The 22,850-nt window shown below is 68.7% G+C and carries 22 protein-coding genes; 2 read left to right on the top strand and 20 right to left on the bottom strand.

What is annotated here, in order from left to right; genetic code table 11:
• Positions 1–2: 2 nt before the first annotated feature.
• From WDU93_RS09240 to WDU93_RS09205, 8 genes are all read right to left on the bottom strand, one after another.
• A complete protein-coding gene (locus tag WDU93_RS09240; protein WP_420064055.1) occupies positions 3–1,280 on the bottom strand; it encodes an alpha-L-fucosidase in 1,278 nt (425 codons plus the stop codon).
• Between the two features lie 89 nt (positions 1,281–1,369).
• Positions 1,370–2,440 carry a ketol-acid reductoisomerase gene (ilvC, locus tag WDU93_RS09235; protein WP_337319804.1) on the bottom strand — a complete coding sequence of 357 codons (1,071 nt, stop codon included), beginning with the start codon at positions 2,438–2,440 and terminating at the stop codon, positions 1,370–1,372.
• A gap of 32 nt (positions 2,441–2,472) precedes the next feature.
• A complete protein-coding gene (ilvN, locus tag WDU93_RS09230) occupies positions 2,473–2,982 on the bottom strand; it encodes an acetolactate synthase small subunit (protein WP_337319802.1) in 510 nt (169 codons plus the stop codon).
• 3 nt (positions 2,983–2,985) lie between these two features.
• Positions 2,986–4,791 (bottom strand): acetolactate synthase large subunit, encoded by a 1,806-nt coding sequence (locus WDU93_RS09225; RefSeq protein ID WP_337319800.1) that lies wholly within the window; start codon positions 4,789–4,791, stop codon positions 2,986–2,988.
• A 47-nt stretch (positions 4,792–4,838) separates the two neighbouring features.
• Entirely contained in the window at positions 4,839–6,572 is a 1,734-nt protein-coding gene (gene ilvD, locus WDU93_RS09220; protein WP_337319798.1) for a dihydroxy-acid dehydratase, read from the bottom strand.
• 9 nt (positions 6,573–6,581) lie between these two features.
• Positions 6,582–7,379, bottom strand: a complete 798-nt coding sequence (gene otsB / locus WDU93_RS09215) for a trehalose-phosphatase (protein ID WP_337319796.1) — start codon at positions 7,377–7,379, stop codon at positions 6,582–6,584.
• Positions 7,376–8,788, bottom strand: a complete 1,413-nt coding sequence (locus WDU93_RS09210; protein WP_337319794.1) for an alpha,alpha-trehalose-phosphate synthase (UDP-forming) — start codon at positions 8,786–8,788, stop codon at positions 7,376–7,378. The genes otsB and WDU93_RS09210 overlap by 4 nt, the downstream gene beginning before the upstream one ends.
• A gap of 44 nt (positions 8,789–8,832) precedes the next feature.
• Entirely contained in the window at positions 8,833–10,065 is a 1,233-nt protein-coding gene (locus WDU93_RS09205; protein WP_337319793.1) for an MFS transporter, read from the bottom strand.
• 120 nt (positions 10,066–10,185) lie between these two features.
• Between WDU93_RS09205 and WDU93_RS09200 the strand changes: the two genes are divergently transcribed.
• Positions 10,186–10,464 carry a hypothetical protein gene (locus WDU93_RS09200; protein WP_337319791.1) on the top strand — a complete coding sequence of 93 codons (279 nt, stop codon included), beginning with the start codon at positions 10,186–10,188 and terminating at the stop codon, positions 10,462–10,464.
• Between the two features lie 44 nt (positions 10,465–10,508).
• Here the strand turns inward: WDU93_RS09200 and WDU93_RS09195 are convergent, their stop codons facing one another.
• From WDU93_RS09195 to WDU93_RS09185, 3 genes are read right to left on the bottom strand one after another with little or no spacing between them, the layout of a single operon-like run.
• Complete coding sequence (locus WDU93_RS09195; protein ID WP_337319789.1) at positions 10,509–11,687, bottom strand: acetyl-CoA C-acetyltransferase; 1,179 nt, start codon at positions 11,685–11,687, stop codon at positions 10,509–10,511.
• Positions 11,684–12,337, bottom strand: a complete 654-nt coding sequence (locus tag WDU93_RS09190; RefSeq protein WP_337319788.1) for a CoA transferase subunit B — start codon at positions 12,335–12,337, stop codon at positions 11,684–11,686. Before WDU93_RS09190 ends, WDU93_RS09195 begins: the two co-directional genes overlap by 4 nt.
• 1 nt (position 12,338) lies before the next feature.
• Complete coding sequence (locus tag WDU93_RS09185) at positions 12,339–13,115, bottom strand: CoA transferase subunit A (RefSeq protein WP_337319787.1); 777 nt, start codon at positions 13,113–13,115, stop codon at positions 12,339–12,341.
• Positions 13,116–13,218: 103 nt separating this feature from the next.
• Here WDU93_RS09185 and WDU93_RS09180 point away from each other — a divergent pair, with 103 nt between their 5' ends.
• Positions 13,219–14,013: an IclR family transcriptional regulator gene (locus WDU93_RS09180; RefSeq protein WP_337319785.1), complete on the top strand. Its 795-nt coding sequence runs from the start codon at positions 13,219–13,221 to the stop codon at positions 14,011–14,013.
• Positions 14,014–14,274: 261 nt separating this feature from the next.
• Here WDU93_RS09180 and WDU93_RS09175 read toward each other — a convergent pair whose 3' ends face one another.
• Genes WDU93_RS09175 through WDU93_RS09135 form a run of 9 tightly spaced genes read right to left on the bottom strand, consistent with a single transcriptional unit; the run spans position 14,275 to position 22,799 of the window.
• Positions 14,275–15,174, bottom strand: a complete 900-nt coding sequence (locus WDU93_RS09175) for an alpha/beta fold hydrolase (RefSeq protein WP_337319783.1) — start codon at positions 15,172–15,174, stop codon at positions 14,275–14,277.
• Complete coding sequence (locus tag WDU93_RS09170) at positions 15,174–15,926, bottom strand: 3-hydroxybutyrate dehydrogenase (protein WP_337319782.1); 753 nt, start codon at positions 15,924–15,926, stop codon at positions 15,174–15,176. Before WDU93_RS09170 ends, WDU93_RS09175 begins: the two co-directional genes overlap by 1 nt.
• A gap of 2 nt (positions 15,927–15,928) precedes the next feature.
• Positions 15,929–16,594 carry a TetR/AcrR family transcriptional regulator gene (locus WDU93_RS09165; RefSeq protein WP_337319780.1) on the bottom strand — a complete coding sequence of 222 codons (666 nt, stop codon included), beginning with the start codon at positions 16,592–16,594 and terminating at the stop codon, positions 15,929–15,931.
• Positions 16,578–18,146 carry a class I adenylate-forming enzyme family protein gene (locus WDU93_RS09160; protein ID WP_337319778.1) on the bottom strand — a complete coding sequence of 523 codons (1,569 nt, stop codon included), beginning with the start codon at positions 18,144–18,146 and terminating at the stop codon, positions 16,578–16,580. Before WDU93_RS09160 ends, WDU93_RS09165 begins: the two co-directional genes overlap by 17 nt.
• On the bottom strand, positions 18,143–19,243 hold the full coding sequence (locus tag WDU93_RS09155; protein ID WP_337319776.1) for a branched-chain amino acid ABC transporter permease: 1,101 nt from the start codon (positions 19,241–19,243) through the stop codon (positions 18,143–18,145). Before WDU93_RS09155 ends, WDU93_RS09160 begins: the two co-directional genes overlap by 4 nt.
• Complete coding sequence (locus WDU93_RS09150) at positions 19,240–20,115, bottom strand: branched-chain amino acid ABC transporter permease (RefSeq protein ID WP_337319774.1); 876 nt, start codon at positions 20,113–20,115, stop codon at positions 19,240–19,242. Before WDU93_RS09150 ends, WDU93_RS09155 begins: the two co-directional genes overlap by 4 nt.
• Complete coding sequence (locus tag WDU93_RS09145; RefSeq protein WP_337319772.1) at positions 20,112–20,822, bottom strand: ABC transporter ATP-binding protein; 711 nt, start codon at positions 20,820–20,822, stop codon at positions 20,112–20,114. The genes WDU93_RS09150 and WDU93_RS09145 overlap by 4 nt, the downstream gene beginning before the upstream one ends.
• Entirely contained in the window at positions 20,819–21,592 is a 774-nt protein-coding gene (locus tag WDU93_RS09140; RefSeq protein ID WP_337319770.1) for an ABC transporter ATP-binding protein, read from the bottom strand. The genes WDU93_RS09145 and WDU93_RS09140 overlap by 4 nt, the downstream gene beginning before the upstream one ends.
• 19 nt (positions 21,593–21,611) lie before the next feature.
• Positions 21,612–22,799: a substrate-binding domain-containing protein gene (locus tag WDU93_RS09135; protein WP_337319768.1), complete on the bottom strand. Its 1,188-nt coding sequence runs from the start codon at positions 22,797–22,799 to the stop codon at positions 21,612–21,614.
• Positions 22,800–22,850: the final 51 nt, after the last annotated feature.

Genomic DNA, 22,850 nt, shown 5'->3' with positions numbered 1-22,850 from the left:
GCTCAGCCCTCGTCGGTGAGCCGCAGCTCGATCACCGGCACCAGCACGTCGGGGCGGCGGATCGGCAGGTGCACCGTCAGGGTGCCCTCCGCCTCCCCCGCCGGTGTCATGTTCGACGCGGCCTGATCCGGGTCGATCACCGAGGTGCGCAGCCAGGAGCCGTCATTGAGCAGCCGCACGAAACGCACACGCCCGGCCAGCCCTGGCAGATGCACCGCACCCATCGGCCAGCGGAACAGATGCAAGTACAGCCGATCACCGCGACGCGTGTACACCCCCTCCCGCGGCGGCGTCAGAGCGGCGTGACCTGCGCCGACGATCGCGTCACTGTGCAGCAGCATCCACTCGCCGATCTCCGCCAGAGTGTGCTCGTCAGGAGGTGCGATCGCGCCGCGCCCGTCTGGGCCGATGTTCAGCAGCATGTTGCCGTCCATCGACACCGAGTCGGCGAGCATCTCCACAAGCATCGCCGCCGACTTCTGGTCGGTGTTATCGCGGTGATAGCCCCAGGAGCCGTTCATCGTCTGGCACGCCTCCCACACCTGCCGCTCCCCCGCACGCGTGAGGGGCGCCGTGGGCTGGTACTGCTCCGGGGTGACGAAATCGGCGGGGATGCCCAGACGATCGTTGACCAGCATCTCGGGCTGAAGTTCGCGACAGAGGGCGAGCAGCCCCTCGGCGTCCCAGTCGTCCGGACCCTTACCTGACCACCCGTCCTGCCCCTCAGGGTAGGTGAAATCGAAAAACAGGTAGTCGATCGTTCCGTAGGTGGTCAGCAGCTCGCGCACCTGGCCGTGCAGATACGCCCGGTAGCGGGCCATGTCACGACCCTCGTTCAACGCCTGCGCATCGGCGTCGTCCCGTCGGGGATGGTTCCAGTCGACGGTGAAGTCGGCGTGATGCCAATCGAGCAGCGAGTAGTAGAAGCCGACCCGCAGGCCCTCAGCGCGCAGCGCGTCGACGTACTCGCGCACGAGGTCCCGCCCGCACGCGGCAACGGAGGTGAAGTCGGTGAGCGCGGAGTCGAACAGGCAGAAGCCGTCGTGATGTTTGGTCGTCAGCACGACGTAGCCCATGCCGGTGGCCTTGGCTCGCCGGGCAAGTGCCGCGGCATCGAACCGGTCGGGTTCGAAGTTGTCGAAGTACTGCCGGTAGTCGGCATCCGTCAGCTTCTCGTAGTTCTGCACCCACTCGTGACGGGCGGCCACGCCGTAGATGCCGAAGTGCACGAACATGCCGAACCGGGCGTCATCGAACCACTGCTGTCGCATATCCCTCATCCTGGCATAGACATCGGATGTCTTACCCGCAGGCGCGAACGACGAAGGGCGCCCCGCCGAAGCGGGACGCCCTCAGTGACAACCGTCGATCAGCGCGCGGCGCTGCCCTCGACGTAGTCCTCGTCGGTCTGCTTCCAGGCGAAGAGCGAACGCAGCTCCTTGCCGGTGGCCTCGATCGGGTGACCCTGCTCCTTCTCGCGCAGCTCGAGGAACTCGGTGGCGCCGTTGTCCTGGTCCTCGATGAAGCGGGTCGCGAAGGCGCCCGACTGGATGTCGGCGAGCACAGCCTGCATGCTCTCCTTCACGCGCGAGTCGATCACGCGGGGGCCCGAGACGTAGTCGCCGAACTCGGCGGTGTCGGAGATCGACCAGCGCTGCTTGGCGATGCCGCCCTCCCACATGAGGTCGACGATGAGCTTGAGCTCGTGCAGCACCTCGAAGTACGCGATCTGCGGCTGGTAGCCCGCCTCGACGAGCGTCTCGAAGCCGGCCTGCACCAGGTGGCTCATGCCACCGCAGAGCACGGCCTGCTCGCCGAACAGGTCGGTCTCGGTCTCTTCGGTGAAGGTGGTCTTGATGACGCCGGCGCGGGTGCCACCGATGGCCTTCGCGTACGAGAGAGCGAGGTCCCAGGCGTGGCCGGAAGCGTCACGCTCGACGGCGATGATGTCCGGGATGCCACGGCCGGCGACGAACTCGCGGCGCACGGTGTGGCCGGGAGCCTTCGGGGCGACGAGGATCACGTCGACACCCTCGGGGGCGTCGATGTAACCGAAGCGGATGTTGAAGCCGTGCGCGAAGGCGAGGGCCTTGCCCGCGGACAGGTTCGGGGCGATCGACTCGCTGTAGATGGTGCGCTGGTGCTGGTCGGGCGCGAGGATCATGATGACGTCGGCCCAGGTGGTGGCGTCGGCGACGTTCATCACCGGGAAGCCGGCCTCTTCGGCCTTCGCTGCCGACTTCGAGCCGTCCTTGAGGGCGATGGCGACCTCGACACCCGAGTCGCGCAGGTTCATGGCGTGGGCGTGGCCCTGCGAGCCGTAGCCGACGATGGCGACCTTCTTGCCCTGGATGATCGAGAGGTCGGCGTCTGCGTCGTGGAAGATCTCGGTGCTCACTGTGTTTCTCCTTGCTTGTGGTTTCGGTCGGGCCCCAGCCATGCTCGGGACCCACGTTCAGTTGTGGTGGGCGATCAGCCGCGCAGGACGCGCTCGGTGATGCTCTTGCCGCCGCGGCCGATGGCGAGCAGGCCCGACTGGGCGAGCTCCTTGATGCCGAACGGCTCCAGCGCGCGCAGGAGTGCGTCGACCTTGCCCTTGTCGCCGGTGACCTCGACCACCAGCGCGTCCGGGGCGTAGTCGACGACCGACGCGCGGAAGAGGTTGATCACCTCGAGCACGTTGGAGCGGGTGTTGTTGTCGGTGCGCACCTTGATGAGCATGTGCTCGCGCTGCACCGAGTTCGAGAACTCCAGCTCGACGATCTTGATCACGTTGATCAGCTTGTTCAGCTGCTTGGTGACCTGCTCGAGGGGCAGGTCCTCGACATCGACGACGACCGTGATGCGCGAGATGCCGGGCACCTCGGTCACGCCCACCGCGAGTGAGTCGATGTTGAAGCCGCGACGGGCGAAGAGCCCGGCGACACGGGTCAGCAGGCCGGGGGTGTTCTCCACCAGGAGACTCAGCACGTGTGTGGACATGTCTCAGTCCTCCTCGTCGAAGGCGGGCGCGTGGTCGCGCGCGTACTGGACATAGCTGTTGCTGACTCCCTGCGGCACCATCGGCCACACCATCGAGTCGGCGCTCACCACGAAGTCGATCACCACGGGGCGGTCGTTGGTCTCCAAGGCCAGCTTGATGGCGTCATCGATCTGGTCCTCGGTCTCGACGCGCAACGCGAGGCACCCGTAGGCCTCGGCGAGCTTGACGAAGTCCGGAACGCGAATCGTGCCGTGGCCGGTGTTCAGGTCGGTGTTCGAGTGCCGACCGTCATAGAACAGCGTCTGCCACTGGCGCACCATGCCCAGCGACGAGTTGTTGATGATCGCGACCTTGATCGGGATGTTGTTGATGACGCAGGTGGCGAGCTCCTGGTTGGTCATCTGGAAGCATCCATCGCCGTCGATCGCCCACACCACACGGTCGGGCTCAGCGACCTTGGCACCCATCGCGGCGGGAACGGAGTAGCCCATGGTGCCGGCACCGCCGGAGTTCAGCCACGAGTTGGGGCGCTCATACTTGATGAACTGCGCGGCCCACATCTGGTGCTGGCCGACGCCTGCGGCGTAGACCGCCTCGGGACCGGTGAGCTCGCCGATCCGCTGGATCACGTGCTGCGGGGCGAGCAGGCCGTCGCTGGTCGGGGCGTAGCCGAGCGGGAACTCCGCGCGGAGGCCGTCGAGGTACGACCACCATTCCTCGGTGTCGGGGCCGTCGGTGCCCGCGACGACGCCACGGTAGGCGGTGTCGAGGTCGACGAGGACGTCACGCACGTCGCCCACGATCGGCACGTCCGCGGTGCGGATCTTCGAGATCTCGGCCGGGTCGATGTCGACGTGCACGACCTTGGCGTTCGGCGCGAACAGTGCCGCCTTGCCGGTGACGCGGTCGTCGAAACGCGCGCCGAGCGAGACGAGCAGGTCGGCCTCCTGCAGCGCGAGGACGGCAGGAACCGTGCCGTGCATGCCGGGCATGCCCAGGTGCTGGGGGTGCGAGTCGGGGAACGCTCCTCGGGCCATCAGCGTGGTCACCACCGGGGCTCCGGTGGACTCGGCGAGAACCTTGAGTTCGGCCGAGGCGCGACCGCGGATAACACCGCCACCGACGTACAGCACGGGCTTCTTTGCTTCGGCGAGCAGCGTGGCCGCGGCCTGGATCTGCTTGCCGTGCGCCTTGGTCACCGGGCGGTAACCGGGCAGGTCGTAGCGGGGCGGCCAGATGAACGGAACGATGTCCTGCTGGGCATCCTTCGTGATGTCCACGAGCACCGGACCCGGGCGGCCCGTCGATGCGATCTCGAACGCCGCCGCGATCGCGCCGGGGATCTCCTCGGCATTCTTCACCAGGAAGGAGTGCTTGGTGACCGGCATGGTGATGCCGACGATGTCAGCCTCCTGGAAGGCGTCCGTTCCCATCAGCGTCGAGAACACCTGACCGGTGATCGCGACCAGCGGCACCGAGTCCATGTAGGCATCGGCGATCGCCGTGACGAGGTTGGTCGCGCCAGGTCCCGATGTCGCAATGCAGACGCCCACCTTGCCGGATGCCGAGGCGTAGCCCTCGGCGGCATGGCCGGCGCCCTGCTCGTGACGCACGAGGATGTGGCGCAGGTCGGACGCGTCCATCAGCGGGTCGTAGACCGGGAGGATCGCTCCCCCGGGCAGACCGAAGACATCGGTCACGCCGAGCTTCTCAAGCGAGCGGACGACGGCCTCGGCTCCCGAGATCTCGGGGGCCGCAGCAGGGCGCGCTGGTGGCCGGGGAACGGCCGGGGCGGAATCAGCAGTCATGTCATTCCTCGGTGATCGATCGACGTCGCAGAGACAGGCGACGCCATTCAGCCGGTGGTCGCGCCCTCCGCAGCGGAGCGCACGAGACGGGAGTATTTGGCAAGGACGCCACGGGTATAGCGCGGGGGAAGCGGCTCCCAGCCAGAACGGCGGGAGGCGAGCTCGGACTCGTCGACGAGTAGGTCAAGAGAGCGAGCCGCGATATCGACCCGTATCAGATCACCATCGCGCACGAAGGCGATGGGACCAGCGTCCACCGCTTCGGGTGCTATGTGGCCGATGCACAGGCCGGTTGTGCCCCCTGAGAATCGTCCGTCCGTCAAGAGTAGTACATCTTTTCCGAGCCCCGCGCCCTTGATGGCCGCAGTGATGGCGAGCATCTCGCGCATGCCGGGGCCGCCCTTGGGGCCCTCGTAGCGGATAACGATCACGTCGCCGGCGCTGATCTTGCCCTCGGCGAGGGCATCCATCGCGGCACGCTCGCGCTCGAACACCCGGGCAGGGCCCTCGAACACATCGGCGTCGAAGCCGGCCGACTTCACGACCGCGCCTTCCGGCGCCATCGAGCCGTGCAGGATCGTGATGCCGCCAGAGGCGTGGATCGGGTTGTCGAACGAGTGGATGACCTCACCGTCGATGGGGTCGGGGTTCAGCTCGCGGAGGTTCTCGGCGACGGTCTTACCGGTGACGGTGAGCGCATCGCCGTGGATCAGGCCCTCGTCGAGCATCGCCTTCATGATCACCGGGATGCCGCCGTGGCGGTCGACGTCGTTCATGACGTACTTGCCGAAGGGCTTCATATCGGCCACGTGCGGGGTGCGGCTGCCGATGCGGTTGAAGTCGTGCAGCGTGAGGTCGATCTCGGCCTCACGTGCGATGGCCAGCAGGTGCAGCACGACGTTGGTCGAGCCGCCGAGTGCCATCGCCAGGGCGATCGCGTTCTCGAACGACTCCTTCGTGAGGATGTCCTTGGTGGTGATGCCCTGACGCAGCAGGTTCACCACGGCCTCACCCGAACGGTGTGCGTAGTAGTCGCGGCGACGGTCGGCCGAGGGCGGGGCTGCCGAGCCCGGCAGGCTGAGACCGAGCGCCTCGGCGACGGATGCCATGGTGTTGGCCGTGTACATGCCGCCGCAGGCGCCCTCACCGGGCGCGAAGGCGCACTCGATGCGCTTGAGGTCCTCTTCGGTCATCAGGCCGGCACGGCAGGCTCCGACACCCTCGAAGGAGTCGATGATGGTGATGTCCTTCTCGGTGCCGTCCGAGAGCTTGACCCAGCCCGGCGCGATCGAGCCCGCGTACAGGAACACGCTGGAGAGGCCGAGACGGGCGCTGGCCATGAGCATGCCCGGGATGGACTTGTCGCACCCGGCGAGGAGCACGGTGCCATCGAGGCGCTCCGCCTGGATGACGGTCTCCACCGAGTCGGCGATGACCTCACGCGAGACGAGCGAGAAGTGCATGCCCTCGTGGCCCATCGAGATGCCGTCGGAGACGGAGATCGTGCCGAACTGCAGCGGGTAGCCGCCGCCGGAGTGCACGCCCTCCTTCGCACCCTGGGCAAGTCGGTCCAGGCTCAGGTTGCAGGGGGTGATCTCGTTCCAGCTCGACGCGATGCCGATCTGCGGCTTCTCCCAGTCGGCATCGCCCATGCCGACGGCGCGGAGCATGCCACGCGAGGTCGTCGCCTCGATGCCGTCGGTGACGACGCGGCTGCGGGGCTTGATGTCGAATTCGGGGCTCGCGCCGGGCGCGGCAGAGGAGGGTAGCTGCGAGGACATGACGGAAGTCTATTCCTGTGCGGAGGCGCGTTCGTCCGCCAAGACGCTCAGGAGCACCCCGATCTCTTGTGGGGTTCGCACACGCACGCTCGCCACGGTCTCACCCGGTCCGACGCGCACGCCGAGGTCACCGGGCCCCAGCGCGCTCAGGGCATCCTCGTCGGTCACGTCGTCGCCGGCGAAGAGGATGCCCGTGGCATCGAACCGTTCGCGCAGCACACCGATGGCGGTGTCCTTGCCTTCCACCCGGGAGGAGAACTCCAGGATGTGGTTGCCGCGGCGCCGCCGCCACTGCGGCATGCGTTCGGACATGAAGGCGTCGATCTCGTCGAACGCCGCCGCCTCGGCTTCCGGCGTCGCGCGGCGGCCGTGCACTCCCAATCCGAACGACTTGCGCTCCAGCTCGACGCCGTCATGGCGGTCGATGATCGGTTGCACGGCATCCCACAGCTCGGCACGCACGTCGTCGTCGTCCTCTGCAGCGAGGATGTCGACCTCCCCCTCGCCGGGAAACCAGTACTGCGCTCCGTGAGAGCCTGCGAGCGTGACGGCGGAGTCGTCCCCGTGTTCGGCAATCTCGCGCAGATCAGGCAGGCTTCGGCCCGAGACGTACGCCACGGCGGTGTTCGGCAGGGCGACCAGCCGCTCGACCGCATCCCGCACCTCCGGCAGCGCGCGAGCCGCCATCGGGTCGTCGACCAGCGGTGAGGCGGTGCCGTCGAAGTCGAGGGCAATCAGGAGACGCGGCGTCGTCACGATGTCGCTCCAGGCCACACCGGTTTCGGCGGGGCTCCAGTCGTGCGTCATCGGGTCGCCTCCCGCTCGAGACGGGCTTCCTCGAGCGCGCGGAGAAACGATGACGACCAGGCGGTGACATCGTTCTCGAGCACCTTCTTGCGCAGCGCGCGCATGCGACGGCCCTGCTCACGGGGCGGCATCTCGATGGCCGTGACGATCGCTTCTTTGAGGCCTTCGATGTCGTGCGGGTTGACACGCACCGCCTGCCGCAGTTCGTCGGCGGCGCCGGTGAACTCGCTCAGCACGAGCACTCCCCTGTTGTCGTCGCGCGTGGCGATGTACTCCTTGGCGACGAGGTTCATGCCATCGCGGAGCGCGGTGACGAGCATGACGTCCGCGGCGAGGTAGAGCGCCACCATCTCCTCGCGGGGGAAGCCCTGATGCAGGTAGCGGATCGCCGTGTGCCCCATGGTGTCGTGGTCACCGTTGATGCGTCCGATCGCGAGCTCGATCTCGTCGCGCAGCTGCACGTACGCATCCACCCGCTCGCGGCTGGGGCTGGCGACCTGGACGAACGTGACGTCTTCGACCGAGATCGTGCCCTGGTCGAGCAGCTCTCCGAAGGCCTTGATCCGGTGCCGGATGCCCTTGGTGTAGTCCAGGCGGTCCACGCCCAGCAGGATCTTCTTGGGGTTGCCGAGACTCTCCCTGATCTCGGCCGCGCGCGCCTGGATGTCGGGCCGCTGCGCCATCTCGAGGTACGGGGCCGTGTCGATCGAGATCGGGAAGCCCTTCACCAGCGGGGTACGTCCGTCCGGGAGCGCGACCGTGGATCCCTTCACGTCGTAGCGCAGGCGTCGCTTCACCGCCGCGAGGAAGTAGGCGGCATCCTGCGCGCGCTGGAAGCCGATCACGTCGGCGCCGAGCAGGCCGCGCAGCACCTGGTCACGCCAGGGCAGCTGCGCATACAGACCGTGCGCGGGGAACGGGATGTGGTGGAAGTAGCCGATCACGACGTCGGGGCGCAGCTCGCGCACCATCTCCGGCACCAGCTGCAGCTGATAGTCGTGCACCCAGACCGTGCCACCGGGGGCGACGGCCGCGGCGGCCGCCTCGGCGAAACGGCGGTTCACCGTGACGTACGCTTCCCACCACTCTCGGTGATACTGCGGCGGGGCGATCACATCGTGGTAGAGCGGCCAGATGGTGTCGTTCGAGAAGCCTTCGTAGTACTCGGCGACCTCCTGTGCGCTGAGCGCGACGGGGATGAGGCGGATGCCGACGGCCTCGAACGGCTCGATCTCGAGGTCTGGCTGTCCGGCCCAACCGACCCAGGCACCGTCAACGGAGCGCATGACCGGCTCGAGGGCGGCGACGAGCCCACCCGGCGAGGTGCGCCAGATCTCCTCTCCGTCTCCGGTGACCAGGCGGTCGACCGGAAGACGATTGGCGACCACGACGAACTCTGCGGCTTCCATGGAGACCCCCTCTGCTCTTGGGGTTCCAGGCTACCGAGCCGCGCTCACCACCGGGGCGTCGGGGTCAGGAAACGGTTCGCGATGCCCGCGGCGAAGACGAGCAGCGCGGCGGCCAGCGGCATCCACAGCGCAGCGTTCGTGCCGACGCCCTCGGCGATCTCACCCGTCACGGCCGACGCAAGCGCCTGGCCGACGACGATGCCGGACCCGAGCATGGTCATGACGGTGGCCGAACGGCCGAGCGGGCTGCGCGCGGCACCGAAGCTGTAGAGGGTCACCAGCGTCGGCCCGACGCCGACGCCCAGCACCGCCAGCGCGAGGATCATCATCCCCTCGCTGCGGGTAAACACCACGAGGATGGCACCGAGGACGAGGATCGAGCTGAACGCGATCCATCGGGCGCGTAGCGAGAACCGCGGCGGCAGCCACGCCACACCCAGGGCGAGCAACGCCGAGCCGATGCCCATCACGCCGTAGAGCAGCCCCGCCGCCTCGGCGTCACCGCGATCGGCCATGAACGAGGTCAACGAGGTCAGGGTGGCACCGAAGAACAGGCCGACGCCGAAGATGCCCAGCACGACGACGAGCAGCGCCGGACGGAACAGTTCCGAGACCTTCGACGGGGCAGAGCCGTCGGCGTGGCGGGCGGCCGACACATGGCGTCCGGTGGGGTGCAGTGCGAAGGCGCCGACGAAGACGAGGATCAGCCCTGAGGCCAGCGCCAGCGGGGCCCACGGGGCGATGAGCGAGGCGAGGATGCCCACCAGGAACGGACCGAGGACGAACACCATCTCATCGGCGGCCGACTCATACGACATGGTCGCCGAGGTGGTCTTCGGGCGGCGCTCCGCCGGCATCCGATCATCGATGAGCGTCACCAGACGCGAACGCGACATCGGCGCGACCTGCGGTGCCGTCGCGCCGACCGCGAAGGCGCTGAGCAGCAGCAGGGACTCCCCCGCGTCGCTGTAGACGACGAAGACGAACAGTGCGAGCAGTGCGGCGTTGAGCACCGCGAGCCCGGTCAACACAGGACGCTGGCCGAACCGATCGGCCGCTGCACCCAGCAGCGGGCCGATGATCGCGGTGCCGAGTCCGACCGCGGCGGAGGTGAGCCCGCCCAGCGACAGCGAACCGCGGGCCGACACGACGACGGTGAGCACACCGACGACCATCATGGCGAAGGGAAGTCGCGCGATGAACGCGATCACGAAGTACGGAAGCCCGGCCAGGGAGAGGAGGCTCGGCGAAGCAGGAGAAGTGCTGGTCTGTGTCATGGCTCTCGCGCGCCCCAGGGACGCGGGGTCTGGTGCCGCCGCTGTCCGTCAGGGTGCCGACGGCCGGTAGATACACAGTGGAATCTGCTCTCAGTGTACCGGAGGGGCTACCGTGGAGTCATGCGTTACCTGTTCGGCACTGGACTCATCGGCGCGGTCATGGGCGGCGTCTCGCTGCTGCGGGGCTCACGCGAGACCCCGGTCACCTGGCGTGCGGTGCTCGCCTGGGTGAGCTGGGGCATCACCCTCGCCCTCGCGATCGGAGCGGCCGTCGACCTGCGGCGCGCCGAGAAGGGCATCGACGTCGACGTCGACTCTCCCGTCGCCGCCAAGCAGATCAAGCAGGCCAAGCGCGACGCCAAGCGCGAGGCCAAAGAGGAGAAGCGGGCTTCCCGCTGACATTCCGGCGAGAAGCCCGCTGCACCTGGGCGCGGGGATGATCCTCAGCGCGTGAGGATGAGCGCCTCACCCTGACCGCCGCCACCGCACAGCCCAACCGCGGCCGTGCCGCCACCGCGGCGCGCAAGCTCGTGCGCGAGGTGCACGACCAGTCGGGTGCCGCTCGCACCGATCGGATGCCCGATGGCGATGCCGCCGCCGTGCACGTTCACGATCTCGGGGTCAAGGCCCAGCTCCTGCTCAGAGCGAGCGACGACGGCACCGAACGCCTCGTTGATCTCGACGAGGTCGAGATCGGCCGCCGTGATGCCCTGCTTCTCCAGCGCACGCTCGATCGCCCGCGCCGGCTGAGCCTGCAGGGAGTTGTCGGGGCCGGCGGTCTGGCCGCTCGCTCCGATCACGGCGAGCACGGGCCAGCCCTGAGCCTCCGCGTTCTCCCGCGTGGTGACCACCACTGCAGAGGCGCCGTCAGAGATCTGCGAGGAGTTGCCCGCGGTGATCGAACCGCCCTCAGCGAACGCGGGACGCAGCCGCGCGAGGGTCTCCACGGTGGTGTCAGGGCGTACGCCCTCATCGGCGGTGACCAGAATCGGGTCGCCCTTGCGCTGCGGCACCTCGACGGTGACGATCTCGTCGGCGAACACGCCCGCCTCCTGAGCGGCGGCGGCGCGCTGGTGGGAGCGGGCGGCGACGGCATCCTGCAACTCGCGGGTCATCTCGTACCGCTCGTTGTGCCGCTCGGTCGAGGCACCCATGCTCTCTTTGTCATAGGCGTCGGTGAGGCCATCGAAGGCCATGTGGTCGAGCACCTCGACGCTGCCGTAGGTCCAGCCGTCGCGCGAGCCCATCAGCAGGTGCGGAGCGCGGGTCATCGACTCCATTCCGCCGGCGACGACCGTGGTGGCATCCCCGGTGCGGATCATGCGAGCGGCGTCGATGATGGCGGTGAGTCCCGACAAGCAGACCTTGTTGACCGAGCTGGCCGGCACGTCCCAGCCGATGCCGGCGCCGATCGCGGCCTGGCGCGCGGCATTCTGCCCGGATCCGGCCGCGAGCACCTGGCCCATGATGACCGCGTCGACGGCGCTCGGGTCGATCCCACCCTGCTCGAGGGCGCCACGGATCGCGAAGGCACCCAGCTGCGGCGCGGTGAACGAGGCCAACTGCCCCTTCAGCCGCCCCTGCGCGGTGCGGGCTGCGGCGACGATGACGATGTCACTCATGCGGTCTCCTTGAGGTCATCGCTCACGATGAGCGGGGGTTCGGTGGCGTCGATGACAGTCTGCACGCTCACCCCGGGAGCGGTTTCGACGAGCACCAGTCCGTCGTCGGTGACGTCGATCACGGCGAGGTCGGTGATGATGCGGTCGACCACGCCGCGGCCGGTGAGCGGCAACGAGCAGGCATCCACGATCTTCGCGGAGCCGTCCTTGGCGACGTGCTCCATGAGCACGATCACGCGCCCGGCGCCGTGCACGAGGTCCATGGCGCCGCCGGGCCCCTTCACCATCTTTCCGGGGATCATCCAGTTGGCCAGATCCCCTGCGGCGGAGACCTGCATGGCGCCGAGGATGGCCGCGTCGATCTTGCCGCCACGGATCATGCCGAAGCTCATGGCCGAGTCGAAGTAGGCGGCACCCGGCAGCACGGTGACGGTCTCTTTGCCGGCGTTGATGAGGTCGGGGTCGACGTGCTCATCGTGCGGGTAGGGCCCGACACCCAGGATGCCGTTCTCCGACTGGAGCACCACGGTCACGCCGTCGGGCACATGGTTGGGCACGAGCGTGGGCAGCCCGATGCCGAGGTTCACGTAGGAGCCGTCGGCGAGCTCCCGGGCCGCGCGGGCGGCCATCTCGTCGCGAGTGAGCGCCATGTCAGGCTCCTTCCGTGGCGCGGACGGTGCGCCGCTCGATGCGCTTCTCGATGTCGGGGCCGACCTCGATGATCCGGTGCACGTAGACGCCGGGCAGATGCACGTGGTCGGGGTCGATCTCGCCGGGTTCGACGAGCTTCTCGACCTGCGCGATGCAGACGCGGCCGGCCATCGCGGCCAGCGGGTTGAAGTTGCGGGCGGCCTTGTTGAACACGAGGTTGCCGTGCCGGTCGCCGAGTGCGGCGTGCACGAGCGCGAAGTCGGTGGTGATGGCCTCTTCGAGCACGAACTCGCGCTCGTCGCCGTGCACCGCAAACGTGCGCACATCCTTGGCGGGGGATGCCACCGCGATCGTGCCGTCGGCGTTGTAACGGCGTGGCAGGCCGCCTTCGGCCACCTGGGTGCCGACGCCGGTCTGGGTGAAGAAGGCCGCGATGCCGGCGCCGCCGGCGCGGAGCTTCTCGGCGAGGGTGCCCTGCGGGGTGAGTTCGAGTTCGAGGTCGCCCTCGAGGAACTGCCGTTCGAACTCCTTGTTCTCACCGACGTACGACGAGGTCATCTTGCGGATGCGCTGCGATCCGAGCAGGATGCCGAGCCCCCAGTCGTCGACGCCGCAGTTGTTGCTGACGACGCTGAGGTCGCGCGTGCCCTGTGCGTGCAGGGCCTCGATCAGCGACATCGGGTTTCCGGACAGTCCGAATCCGCCGACGGCGAGCGAGGCGCCATCCGGGATGTCGGCGACGGCGTCAGCCGCCGAGGACCATTGCTTGTCGATCACTCGTCACTCCTTCGTGCGGGGGTATTCCAGCATCCGCCTCTGCCGTCGCCGGCGCCAACCCTTCGCTTGCGATGTGGTCGCGCCGCCCGATAGCGTCCACATTATGGAATCGCAGTCGGCGAGGAAGACCAGCGTCCCCGGCGCGCAGGCGGTGGCGAGGGCGGCGACACTGCTGCGGCTGGTCACCGCGGCAGCGGACGGGGCGAGTCTGCAGTCCCTCGCGCGACAGGCGGATCTCAGCCGTTCGACCGCGCATCGGCTGCTCACGGCGCTGCGCGCCGAGGGGCTGGTCGATCAAGAGGAGGGAACGGCGCTGTGGATGCCAGGGCCGGAGCTTTATCTCATGGGAACCGTGGCCGCCGCGCGCTACGACGTGACGGAGCTCGCACGTGACATCGTGCGCTCGCTCGCCGTGAAGACCGAGGAGAGTGCGTTCCTGTCGGTGCGGCGGGCGGACGAGACGGTCTGCCTGCTGCGTGAAGAGGGGTCGTTCCCGATCCGGTCGTTCGTGCTGAGCGAAGGCGTGCGCTTTCCGCTGGGTGTGGCCAGTGCCGGCCTCGCGATCCTGGCATTCTTGCCCGACCACGATGTGGATGCCTATCTCGAGCGGCATCCGGAACTCGCCGAAAGCTGGGGGCGCGCGCATGGCGAGCGACCGCTACGCACCCGGCTGGCGGAGACGAAGGCGCGCGGCTACGCCGTGAACCCCGGGCTCATCGTCGAGGGGTCGTGGGGCATGGGCGCTGCGGTGTTCGACCGCGACGGGCGGGCGGAGTGGGCGCTGAGCCTGACGGGCGTGGAGTTCCGGTTCGGTCCAGAGAGACTCCCCCACCTCGGCCGCATCCTGCTGGCTCACGCCCACCAGCTCTCGTCCCGTCTCGCCAGCGCCCGCCGCTAGCGTCCGGCCGTCTCTCTTCGCCGTCTCTTCCGCCCCCTCCGCCATCCATGTCCCACTTTTCGCTGAGCATGTCCCACTTTTCGCAGAGCATGTCCCAAAATCTGCTGTCATAGCGCCCGTTTAACAGCAGAAATTGGGACATGGTCTGAGATGGCGGGAGGAGGGTGGACGCCCGGAACGGTGGATGCCGGTGGGGCGGATGCCGGGAGGCGGATGCCGGTGGGGCGGATGCCGGGTGGGGCGGATGCCGGTGGGGCGAGCTCAGGCGGAAGCCAGCTCGATCGCGCTCTCGATCACGGGCGCGAGCGCCTCAGCACCCCGCGCGCTCATCACCACCGTGTAGTGGTTGAGGTCATCGAGCGCAACGTGCTGCACCTGCGGGAACCTCGTGAGCAGCGCAGCGAGGTGCGCGGGCGGGTACAGGCCCGGCGTCTCGTTCTGCAGCCCGCGCGGAACGGTGACGAACGTGGTCGGCACGCGCAGCCGCGCCAGCGCCTCCGTGAGTGTGGATCCGAGATTCAGATCCACGGTGTCATCGACCGTCGTCTGATAACTCGTCGCCGGCCGGTAGGCATCGCCGTCGGCGACCAGGTCGTATGCGATGTACGCCTCGAGCTGCTCGCTCCAATCCCGCGCGAACGCCGGATGGCCGCGCCAGAAGCCCTCGGTGTACTCCTCGACGCTCGACCAGCGGCGCGAGAGCCGTTCCGCGGTCGGACCGAGGATCAGCTGCACCAGCTCGTCGGCATCGACACCCGCCGGCACATCCAGCGGCAACCCGCCGTCGATGAGCACCAGACGCGAGACCCGTGACGGATGCCGGTCGGCGAGCACCGCGGCGACGAAGGCACCCATGGAATGACCGACGACCGGAACGCGGTCGACCCCGAGCGCGTCGAGCACCGCGACGACATCATCGGCGTGCGCCGCCATGCCCGCAGGGCCCTGCACGTCGCGACTGCCGCCCCGGCCGCGCAAGTCGGGCGCGATCACCCGGACGCCGGGCAGGCGCTCCACGACGAAGGGCCATGCCAGATGCGACGACGTGACGCCATGGATGGCCAAGACGGTCGCTGTGGGCCCCTCCGTCGGCTCCCACACGCCCACGTGGAGCTCTCCCCCGGAGACGGGCACCTGCACGGTGCGGTACGTGTGCGACATCAGCGCGCGCTCCATCCACCGTCCATCGTGTACGAGGCGCCGGTGACCATCCCCGCATGAGGCGACGCCAGCCAGCCGGCCAGCGAGGCCACCTCGGCGGGCTCGACCAGTCGCTTGATCGCGCTCTCGGTGAGCATGACGGTCTCGACGACCTCGGACTCCGGGATGCCGTGCACCCGCGCCTGATCGGCGATCTGCTTCTCCACGAGCGGCGTGAGCACGTAGCCGGGGTTGATGCAGTTGCTGGTGACGCCGTAGGGCCCGCCCTCGAGCGCAGTCACCTTCGACAGCCCCTCCAGGCCGTGCTTGGCGGCCACGTACGCCGACTTGAACGGGCTCGCACGCAGACCATGCACGCTGGAGATGTTGATGATGCGCCCCCACTCGCGCTCGTACATGCCGGGCAGCAGTGCCCGAATGAGCAGGAACGGCGCCTCGAGCATGATGCGCTGGATGAGCCGGAAAGCCTCGGGGTCGTAGTCGACAATCGGGCTCACCCGCTGAATGCCGGCGTTGTTGACCAGGATGTCGGCCTGCAGGGTGACGCTCTCGAGTGCGGCGGTGTCTGACAGGTCGACGGTCCACGCCTCGCCGCCGACCCGCTCCGCCGCGGCCTCCGCTGCCGCGGCATCCACATCGGCGATCACCACGTGGGCACCGCGCGCGGCGAACTCCTCGGCGCAGGCGAGACCGATCCCACTCGCTCCCCCGGTGACGATCGCGCGGCGACCCTCCAGATCCTGCTCGACCATCTTCAGTCCTCCTTGCCTGCCGGGCGCAGTGCCCTGGCGATGAATGCGCTCATGCCGTCGAGAACGGCGGGGTCGATGTGCTGTGGCGGGCGGCCCGCGGCATCCCGCTCCCAGAGCAGGTACCGCATGCCGATCAGCTCGCCCGCGCCCATAAGGGCCCAGGCCGCGATTTCGACGTCGAGGTCGTCGGCGATCTCACCCTGCTGTTGGGCGGCGGCGAGGCCGGCACGGTAGCCGTCGACGATGCGCTCGTAATGCAGCCGCAGCGTCGCCGGCGAGACGAACTCCGCCTCCCGCACCACGCGGTACAGCGCGGGATGCGCGGCGGTGAACTCGAAGAACCCCTCGAAGCCGAGTCGCTCCGCCTCGATGCGGTCACGTGCACCCGCCATCGCCTCCGACATGGAGTGCCGCACGCGGCTGTTGAGGTCGATCACCAGGGCTTCGAAGATGGCCTGCTTGCTGTCGAAGTACAGGTAGAAGGTGCCCAGGGCAACGTGCGCCCGCTCGGTGATCTTCACGATGGACGCGTCGTGATAGCCGAGTTCAGCGAACACGTCCTCGGCGGCTTCGAGCAGGCGGCGCCTGGTGGCCTCGCCACGTTTGGTCAACGGGCGACCGGTCACCGTCGACAGCGAGACGGGCGCGGAATCAGCGGGCGTCGTCACGGTGGACCTCCTTGAGTGGATCGGGCTCGCTCACGAGCCGGGCGGCGATCTGACGCAGTCTGCCGCGTGCCACCTTCTCGATGGTCGACCGCGGCAGGTCATCGACGAAGACGACACGCACAGGCAATTTGAAAGTCGCGAGACGTTCGCCCGCGAAGGCGAGCAGTTCGTCCGCCGAGAGCATCCCCACACGCACCACGAACGCGACCCCGCGCTCTCCCCACACCGGGTCGGGTGCACCCACGACAGCACACGCCGTGACGAGCGGATGCGCCCCAAGCGCGGCCTCCACCTCGGCAGGAGCGATGTTCTCACCACCCGAGACGTAGATCTCTTTTATGCGGTCGATGACGCGGTGGATGCCCGCCGCATCGCGGTGCACGAGATCGCCGGTACGGAGCCAGCCGTCGTGCATCGTGCGCGCGGTCGCGGCCTCATCGTCGAGGTATCCGGCGAACACGCTCGGCCCGCGCACCCACAGCTCGCCCGTGGCGACGCCCTCCAGCGGCAGCAGCGACACGGGATCCGCCAGCCGCACCTCCACGCCGGGGTAGGGCACCCCGACCGCGCCCGGATGCTTCGCCACGGCGGCCGCGGGAAGGTGCAGCACGTTGGGGCCCGCCTCGGTGAGTCCGTACCCCTGGGTCAGCGCATGGCCGCGGTCGGCCCACGCCATGGCGAGATCAGTGGGGATGGTCGCCCCGCCGACGACGGCGCGGCGCAGCGAGGCGAGCTCGGCGTCCGACCAGGCCGGATGATCCAGCAGCATCCGATACTGGGTCGGCACGCCCATCATGGTGGTGACACGGCGTTCGGCGAGCAGGTGCAGCACCCGTCCGGGGTCGAAGGAGCGCTCCAACACCACCGTCGCACCGTGCCACCAGGCCAGTAACGGCTGCACGTTCCAGGCGGCGACGTGATACTGCGGCAGGATCGAGAGCACCACGTCGTCTGCGGTGATGGGCATCGCCTGCCCCAGGGCGAGGTTGTTCCAGAAGCAGTTCGCGTGCGTGAGCATGACGCCCTTGGGCGCCGCCTCACTGCCGGAGGTGTAGATGATCAGCAGCGGGTCGTCATCGTGCGGGGCGCGGCTCGGTGAGGCCGTGCGTGCCGCGGGCACCACCGCCTCGATCCCCGATGCACCCAGCAGTGCCCGCGGCGCATCCACGCCAGCGGCATCCACGGCGGCCCGGGCCAGCGCGTCATGCTCATCTTCGACGAGCAGCAGGGCCGGGTCGGTGCGGGCGATCAGCGACCCCAGCTCGACAGGGGTCAAGCGCCACGACAGCGGCACGAAGGCGATGCCGCTCAGAGCACAGGCGAAGAAGGCCACGACGTGGGCGGTCGAGTTCCCCGAGACCGTGGCGACACGATCCCCCGCCCCGTACCCGGCTGCGGCGAGCGCGTCGGCGAGATCAGCCGCCCTGGCGTACAAGGTGCGGTAGTCGGTGCGCACACCACGGTCGTCGATGGCGATCCGCTCACCGTCAGTGACGGCACGGTCGGCGAGCCACCGCCCGACGGTGTGCGGGCCGGCCGCGGCATCCGTCATCGCACACCCGCTGTCGCGGCGGGCTCGAGCTCGTCCAGCGCGACGTTCTCGCTCCCCCGCTCGCCACGGCGGCGACGACGCCAGGCATCGACGGTGCCGGCGATCCCCCCGGGCAGGAACATCACGACGAGGATGAACAGCACCCCGAGCAGGAACAGCGGCTCCGAGAGCGGCACGCGCAGCACGTCGGGCAGCTGCTGGATGCCGTCGGCGCGGGCCAGCACGGTGAGGCGCTGGTCGAGAATCGTGTAGAGCACGCCCCCAACGATGGCACCCCACCGGAACCCGACGCCACCGAGCACCACCATCACCAGCACCGTGATCGTCAGATCGGCCCCCACGGCGGTCGGTTGCGTGCCGGATTGCAGCAGCAGGTAGCCGATGCCGGCAAGTGCGGCGCACAGAGCCGCGATGACGAAGACGATGAGTTTGGCGCGCGCGGGCTGCAGCCCCAGCACCCGCACCCGCAGGTCGTTCTCGCGGGTGGCGGCTGCCAGGTGGCCCAGCTGTGAGCGGTCGACCCACAGCACTACCAGGTACACGATGACGACGATCGCGAGGGTCAGCCAGTAGAGGTTGCGGGTGTTGACGACGCCGACGAGCCAGTCGGGCACGTGCGCGGTGTTCAGGCTCAGACCCTCTTCACCGCCGGTGACCTTCTGGTTGCGTCGCACGAGCACGGATCCAGCCTGCGCGAAGGCGAGGGTCACCATCGCGAAGGGAATCCCGTTGACCCGCATGGCTACGGCACCGGTGACCAGAGCGATCACCATGCCGCCCAGCAGGGCGACGAAGATGCCGGGCACCAGCGGCATGTCGAGTGCGTCGAGCAGGATGCCAAGGCCATAGGCCCCGGCGCCGAAGTACAGTGCGTGACCGAACGACAGCATGCCGGCGGTGCCGAGCAGCAGGTTGTACGACAGGGCGAGCGCGGCGAACACCATGCACAGTGAGAGCAGAGCGAGCGAGCCCGGCGTGTAGGTGGCGCCGGGAAGGATGCCGGGAATCTGCACGTTCAGCAGGGGCAGCACTGCCATCACGATGACGAGCACGCCACCGATCGCGAAGGGCAGCCAGGTGCGGCCAGGACGGGTCATGCCTTCCTCCCCATGAGTCCGGTCGGGCGTACCAGCAGCACGACGGCGAGCAGCACGACCACGATGAAGTCGCCCGTGCCGCCGAGGTACGTGTTGGCGACCTGCTGCAGCACGGCGACGAGCACGGAGGCGATCGCGGCGCCGGTGATGGATCCGAGACCGCCGACGACGGTGACGATGAACGCGAAGATCAGCAGTGTCGAACCGAGATGGGCCGAGACGTAGGTCATCGCATGCATGGCGAGCACCCCGCCGATGCCGGCGGCCGCACCCCCGATCGCGAACACGAGCGTGAACGAGCGTCGCACGTCGATGCCGAGCGCCGTGACCATGGCCCGGTTCTCGACACCGGCGCGGATGATCGTGCCGTAGCGAGTCTTCTTGAGGAAGAGCACAAGGGCCGCCAGGACGAGGCCCGCCGCGATGATCAGCACCCAGTACTTGTTCGGGATGCTGGCGCCGAGCACGCTCGTGGTCTGCCCGAGCCACGAGGGCCCGGCGACCGTGACGGGGTCGGTGCCCCAGATTCCTTCGAACAGTGCGATGGCCGCGAACGAGAGCCCGACCGTGACGAGCACCTGTTCGATGTGGCGTTCGTAGAGGGGCCTGATCAGCACCAACTCCGTCGCCGCGGCAAAGGCAGCGCCGACGAGCGCACCGACGAGGATCGACAGCAGGAATCCGCCCCAGGTGTCCGCGCCGAGCGCCTGCGCGACGCCCCAGCCGACGAAGGCGCTGAGGGTGAGGAACGCCCCGTGCGCGAAATTCAGCACGTGCATGAGGCCGTAGATGAGGCTGAGGCCGCTCGCGACGAGGAAGTAGAGGGCGCCGAGTCCGACACCGATGACGAGGGTGAGGACGAGGGTGCTCATGCGTGGGCCTCCGCGCTGACGCCGAGGTAGCGCCGGGTGAGATCGGGGTCGTCGAGCAGTTCGGCGGCGGACCCGGTGTGCACGACGCGCCCCGAGGCGATCACCACCACCGTGTCGGCGAGTCGGCGCACCACCTCGAGGTTCTGCTCGACGAGCAGCATCGGCACCGTCCGGGCTGCCTCGGCGAGGGCATCCGCCACCTCGGTGACGATCTTCGGGGCGAGCCCCTTCGTGGGCTCGTCGACGAGCAGCAGACGGTTGTCGTTGAGCAGGGCGCGCGCGACCGACACCATCTGCTGCTGACCTCCCGAGAGCGTGCCTGCACGCTGCTCGCGGCGGGCGACGAGATCGGGGAAGAGCGCGTCGACGAACTCCCAGCGCGGCGTCCGCTGGCGGGCGGCGAGCGCCAGATTCTCGGCCACGGTGAGCCCCGCGAAGACCTCGCGGTCTTCGGGTACGTAGCCCACACCGCGCTGCACGATGCGGTGCGTGGGCAGCGCGTCGATCCGCTCGCCGTCCAGGCGCACCTCGCCGTGCCGGGTGATGAGACCGAGGATGCCGCGCAGCGTCGACGTCTTCCCGGCACCGTTGCGCCCCAGCACCGCAGTGATTCCCGTGGCTGCGACGTCGAACGAGACCTCCTCGACGACCTGCTGACCGGCGATCGAGGCCCGCAGGCCCCGCACCTCGAGGATGGGCCCGCTCATGCGGCTGACCCCAGGTAGGCGCTCTGCACGGTGGGGTTCTCCATGATCCGCTGCGGGGTGTCCAGGGCGATGATCGTGCCGAAGTACATCACCGCGACGAGGTCGACAAGGCCCATGGGCACTTCGATGTGGTGTTCCACCATGAGCACGGTGCAGCCGGTGTCGCGCTGAAGTGCGCGAATGTTCTCGACCAGCCCCGCGACATCGCCCGAGGCGACACCGGCCATGGGCTCGTCCAACAGCACGAGGCGCGACCGTGTGGCCAGCAGCACGGCAATCTCAAGCTTGCGCTTATCGCCGTGACTGATGTCGCCGGCGTAGGCGTCGCGGCGATGGACGAGCCCGACGGTGTCGAGCAGTTCGAGGGCGCGCTCGGTGGCGGCATCTGTGCGCCGCGGGAATCGCAGCAGCGAGTAGCTGCCGCCTTCCGCGGCCTGCGCGGCCAGGCGCACGTTCTCGAGCACGCTGAGCCGTGGGAACAGGCTCGACGTCTGGAATGTCCTCCCCAACCCCGCCCCGGCACGCTGGGCGATGCTGGCGCCGGTGATGTCGACGTCATCGAGCAGGATCCGCCCTGCGGTGGGCCGGACGACGCCGGACACCGCGTTGAACAGGGTGGTCTTGCCTGCGCCGTTCGGGCCGATCACGCCGACGAGAGATCCCGGCTCGACGGCGAGATCGACATCCTTCAGGATGGTCGCGCCGCCGATCTCCAGGCCGAGGCCTTCCACGCGCAGCGAGGCGCCGGCGGGCGGGGTCGAGGAGTTCATGAATGCACTGTCCTCCGGCTCAGGGTGCGACGTCGGCGCCGGGCACCGTCGTGACGAGTTCGGGGACGAAGGTGCCGTCGGCGGCGACGAGCTTGACCTGGTACATGTCCTGGATCAGCGCGTGGTCGTCGGCACGGACGGTGGTGGTGCCCTTGGGACCCTCGAACTCGAAGCCTTCGAGCGCGGCGATCATCGCGTCGACGTCACCCTTGCCCTCCTTCACCGCCTGCACGAGCATGATCGCCGCGTTGAAGCCGTCGGGGCTGAACAGGTCGGGCGTGGCTCCCTCGGCGTCGAGCGCCTCGACCATGGCGGTGTTGACGTCGTTGTCGGGGGCGCCGGCGAAGTAGTGGTTGAGGAAGTTGATCTTCTCGGATGCCTCACCGTAGGCCCCGAACGTCGCCTCGTCACCGAGACCGGTGACCACGGGCACCTCATCGAGCACGCCCTGCTGGCTCATGGCCTGCCACATCGCTCCGGAGGTCGCGCCGGCCCATGCGACGAACACGAGGTCGGGGCTGGCCGAGACCACTTGCTGCGCGAACGGGGTGAACTCCGTGACGTCTTCGGCGACGAGGATCGGCTCAACCGTGGCGCCCTGCGCGCCGAGGATCGCCTCGACGGCGGCGACGTTGCCCTGCCCGAACGCGTTGTTCTGCGCGAAGACGACGATCTTCTTGCCGTCGAGGTCGTCGAGGAAGCTTCCCGCGGTGGCCACATCCTGCGCCGACTGGCGGCCGGAGCGGAAGGTGTACTCGTTGATGCCGGTGATGGCATCGGCGGCGGCGGGCCCGGAGATGAAGAGCACCTTGTTCTGGGCGGCCTGTTCGGCCACGGCGAGCGCGACACCGGACGACGCGCTGCCGAGCAGGATGTTCACACCGTCACCCATGAGCTCCTTGGCCGCTGTCACCGCCGTGTCGGGGTCGCCGGCGTCGTCGCGGTATTCGATGACGATCTTCGTGCCGTCGACCTCACCCGTGCCGTCCGTGGCGTAGTCCAGGCCTGCCTTGAAGGCCTGCAGGTACTGCTCGCCGTAGCCGGCGAGCGGACCGGTCTCGCTGGTGATGACACCCGCGCGGATCTCGGCCGGGCCGTCCCCGCTCTCACCTCCACCCGTCTCTGCGGCCTGTGGCGCGCACGCGGCCATGACGAGGGCGGCGGTGGCGAGCACCGACCCGAGGAGCAACTTCTTCGTAACCCGCATACGGATGCCTTTCAGCGTTGGAAGGACACAAACCTGAAAGCTGATTCAGGT

The sequence above is a fragment of the Microbacterium istanbulense genome (assembly GCF_037204145.1).
Lineage (GTDB): Bacteria > Actinomycetota > Actinomycetes > Actinomycetales > Microbacteriaceae > Microbacterium > Microbacterium istanbulense.
The sequence above is the reverse complement of the archived record's forward strand: the minus strand, read 5'-3'. Positions and strand labels throughout refer to the sequence as shown.